Annotated in this window: 5 protein-coding genes; all 5 read left to right on the top strand. The window is 59.4% G+C overall.

Translation table 11 applies throughout. The features are described 5' to 3' along the window. A partial coding sequence (locus P8X48_13155) for an AIR synthase-related protein (GenBank protein ID MEJ2108250.1) occupies nucleotides 1–286 on the top strand: 286 nt, incomplete at its 5' end. After that, nucleotides 283–942: a phosphoribosylglycinamide formyltransferase gene (purN, locus tag P8X48_13150; GenBank protein ID MEJ2108249.1), complete on the top strand. Its 660-nt coding sequence runs from the start codon at nucleotides 283–285 to the stop codon at nucleotides 940–942. The genes P8X48_13155 and purN, both read left to right, overlap by 4 nt. A gap of 103 nt (nucleotides 943–1,045) precedes the next feature. Further along, nucleotides 1,046–1,600: a sigma-70 family RNA polymerase sigma factor gene (locus P8X48_13145; GenBank protein ID MEJ2108248.1), complete on the top strand. Its 555-nt coding sequence runs from the start codon at nucleotides 1,046–1,048 to the stop codon at nucleotides 1,598–1,600. Continuing rightward, nucleotides 1,597–2,352, top strand: a complete 756-nt coding sequence (locus P8X48_13140; protein MEJ2108247.1) for a hypothetical protein — start codon at nucleotides 1,597–1,599, stop codon at nucleotides 2,350–2,352. The genes P8X48_13145 and P8X48_13140 overlap by 4 nt, the downstream gene beginning before the upstream one ends. A 63-nt stretch (nucleotides 2,353–2,415) precedes the next feature. Further along, a complete protein-coding gene (locus P8X48_13135; GenBank protein MEJ2108246.1) occupies nucleotides 2,416–2,859 on the top strand; it encodes a DsrE family protein in 444 nt (147 codons plus the stop codon). Nucleotides 2,860–2,872: the final 13 nt, after the last annotated feature.

Raw genomic sequence — 2,872 nt, 5'->3', positions numbered from 1 at the left:
TGACCCGCGGCAGATTGCCCGGGTCATGCCGGCGAATACCCGTGCGGTGATTGATGCACACAGCTGGAAGCGGCCGGCAATTTTCGACTGGCTCCAGGAGCGGGGAAACATCGAGGACGCCGAGATGTTCCGCACCTTCAATTGCGGAATCGGCATGGTAATCGCGGTGCCCGCTACCTTGGCCGATCAGGCTTGTGACGTCCTGCGCGATAACGGCGAGGACGCGCGGGTCATCGGAACTGTGGAGTCGCAGTCTGGACCTTCGGACGTCGATATCCGCATATGACCGGGAGACGCAAGGGGATTGTCATCCTGATTTCCGGTCGCGGCAGCAATATGCGGGCGATCGTGGAACAGGTGCAACAGGGCCACCTCCCGGTTGAGGTACGGGCCGTCATTAGCAACAACCCGGACGCCGCCGGCCTGCGCTGGGCCGAAGATGCAGGCATTCCAACCGAGGCCATCAGTCATCGGGATTTCCCGGATCGCGAATCCTTCGATCAGGCACTCATGACGGCAATCGACGCCTACCGGCCGGACCTGGTGGTGCTGGCCGGCTTCATGCGTATCCTCGGTCGCAAACTGGTGGATCACTATACCGACCGTCTCGTCAATATCCATCCTGCCCTGCTGCCGGACTTTCCCGGTCTCGATACCCATGCCCGCGCCCTGGCTGCAGACCACCGGCGCCACGGAGCGACCGTGCACTTCGTGACCAACGAAGTCGATGCCGGGCCCATCATTGTTCAGGCGGCAGTGGACGTGAAAGCGGGCGACGACCCTGAGGCGCTCGCTGCGCGCGTGCTGGAACAGGAACACCGGATCTATCCCCTGGCAATCCGCTGGTTTGCCGAGGACCGCCTCAGCATCCATGACGGCGAAGTGCTGCTGGATGGCGCCCGCCGTCCGGAGCAGGGCCTGGTCGAGCCGGCCAATTCCTGATTCTCTTGCCGGGCGGGTGGAATAAATCCGCTGCAACCGTCGTCTAGATCGTTAGAACTATGCGAAACTGGGACTAGATCCCGGGAAATATAAGCGTTTGACGATGAATGTCCTGAACCTGTTCTACCGCACCCGCGAGTCCCGGCGCATGCTGGAAAATTCGCGTGCGCGCCTGTACCGCGTGGCCTATTCCTGGTGCCACAACGCCGCCCTGGCGGACGACGTGGTACAGGAGACCCTGATGAAGGCATACCGCAGCCTGAGCCAGTTGCGCGACCCGAAGGCAGGCCAGGCGTGGTTGTTCAGCATTCTAACCAACTGCTACAACGACCATTTCCGCCGAAACCGCGAAGCCGAAAACGTGGACGATACGGTCCTGGTCGAGGAAACCACCCCCGAATCGCAAACCAGCCAGTTGCAAATCATTGACCGGGTACGCAAGGCCGTTGGCGCACTGCCGGAAGGCCAGCGCCAGGCGATCACCCTGGTGGACCTGGAAGGCTTCAGCTATATCGAGGTAGCCCAGATTCTCGGCATCCCGATCGGCACGGTCATGAGCCGGCTTTGCCGGGCCCGCAATGCCCTGCGGGAGAAGCTGCTGGAAGAATTCAAGAAACAACCGGAACTGCGCGAAGCAGTGTTGCGGAGAGTGAAATGAAGGATCAGTCGTTTCTTTCGGACGAAATGCTGAATGCCTTCGTGGACAATCAGCTCAGTACCGAAGAAAAAGAGCAGGTTTTTGCGGCCATCGCGCAGGACGCGCAACTGAACCAGCGAGTCTGCGAGTTGCGCAGCATCCATGATCTGGCGCGTCTCGCCTATCTGGATCTGCCGTCGGCGCCCGGACAGGACCGCGTCGCCGGCGGTCTCGCGGGAAAGCGTGTACGGAATGCCGGACTGGCTGCCTGCCTTGTACTCTGCCTTGGCCTGGTGATCGGCTGGTTGATCAATCCGGAAGTTCGCTCCATCGGCTCGATCATGGCTGCGCAGCACCCGACCGGCCACACCCTGATTCAGGCGGCAAATCTCCAGAACAAAAGCAAGGTAACCAAGGTGCTGTTTCACCTGAACAGTGGCAGCCCGGCCATGGCGCGCGAGGCGCTCGACGAGGTCGAGAATGTATTGAAGTACTACGCGCATGAAGGCAGAAAGGCCCGGGTCGAGCTGATTACCAATGGTGGCGGGATCAACCTGCTGCGAAAGGAAACGTCTCCATATCCAGGCCGGATTCGCAAGATGCAGAAGGAATACCCGAATCTGAAGTTCGTTACCTGTCAGAATTCAATCGACAGACTCAAGCGCGATCACGGTGTCGTCGCACACCTTTTGCCCGGGACTGTCGTAATCGACTCTGGTGTGGCGCAGATCATGCGGCGCCAACAGGAGGGCTGGGCCTATATTGAGGTCTAGCATAGGGAGCACTTCCCGATAACAATCAAAACTACATAACCACTGACACAGGAGCTACAGTCCATGAAAAAATTGATCGCGATGACCATCGCAGCGTTGATGACATTCGGCTTTACGGCGACCAACGCCATGGCCGCCAGCGGCTACGGCAAGCAGAAAGTCGTCTATCACATCAACTACGACACCCCGAAGCGCCAGGATGGCGCCCTGCGCAACATCCAGAACCACATCAATGCCGTGGGTGCGAAGAACCTGGACCTGCGCGTCATCATGCATGGCAAGGGCTATACCCTGCTGCAGCGCGCGGACAAGGCCCTGAAGCTGCAGGACAAGATCATCAAGCTCAAGGAGCAGGGTATCAAGTTCGAGATGTGCGCCAACACCATCCGCGGCAAGAAGCTGGACAAGAAGCACCTGTTTGGCCTGAAAGACAGCGACATCGTCCCGTCGGGCGTCGCCGAGATCGCCAAACTTGAGCAAGAAGGGTACGCTTACGTCAAACCCTGAAAATACCGGTTTC

It is taken from the genome of Acidiferrobacteraceae bacterium (genome assembly GCA_037388825.1).
Lineage (GTDB): Bacteria > Pseudomonadota > Gammaproteobacteria > Acidiferrobacterales > JAJDNE01 > JARRJV01.
Note: the sequence above shows the minus strand (reverse complement) of the source record. Positions and strands in the feature narration are given on the sequence as shown.

Coding starts and splice junctions, on each gene's coding strand:
- P8X48_13135 (MEJ2108246.1), top strand. CDS start 2,416: ATGAAAAAATTGATCGCGATGACCATCGCAGCGTTGATGACATTCGGC.
- purN (MEJ2108249.1), top strand. CDS start 283: ATGACCGGGAGACGCAAGGGGATTGTCATCCTGATTTCCGGTCGCGGC.
- P8X48_13140 (MEJ2108247.1), top strand. CDS start 1,597: ATGAAGGATCAGTCGTTTCTTTCGGACGAAATGCTGAATGCCTTCGTG.
- P8X48_13145 (MEJ2108248.1), top strand. CDS start 1,046: ATGAATGTCCTGAACCTGTTCTACCGCACCCGCGAGTCCCGGCGCATG.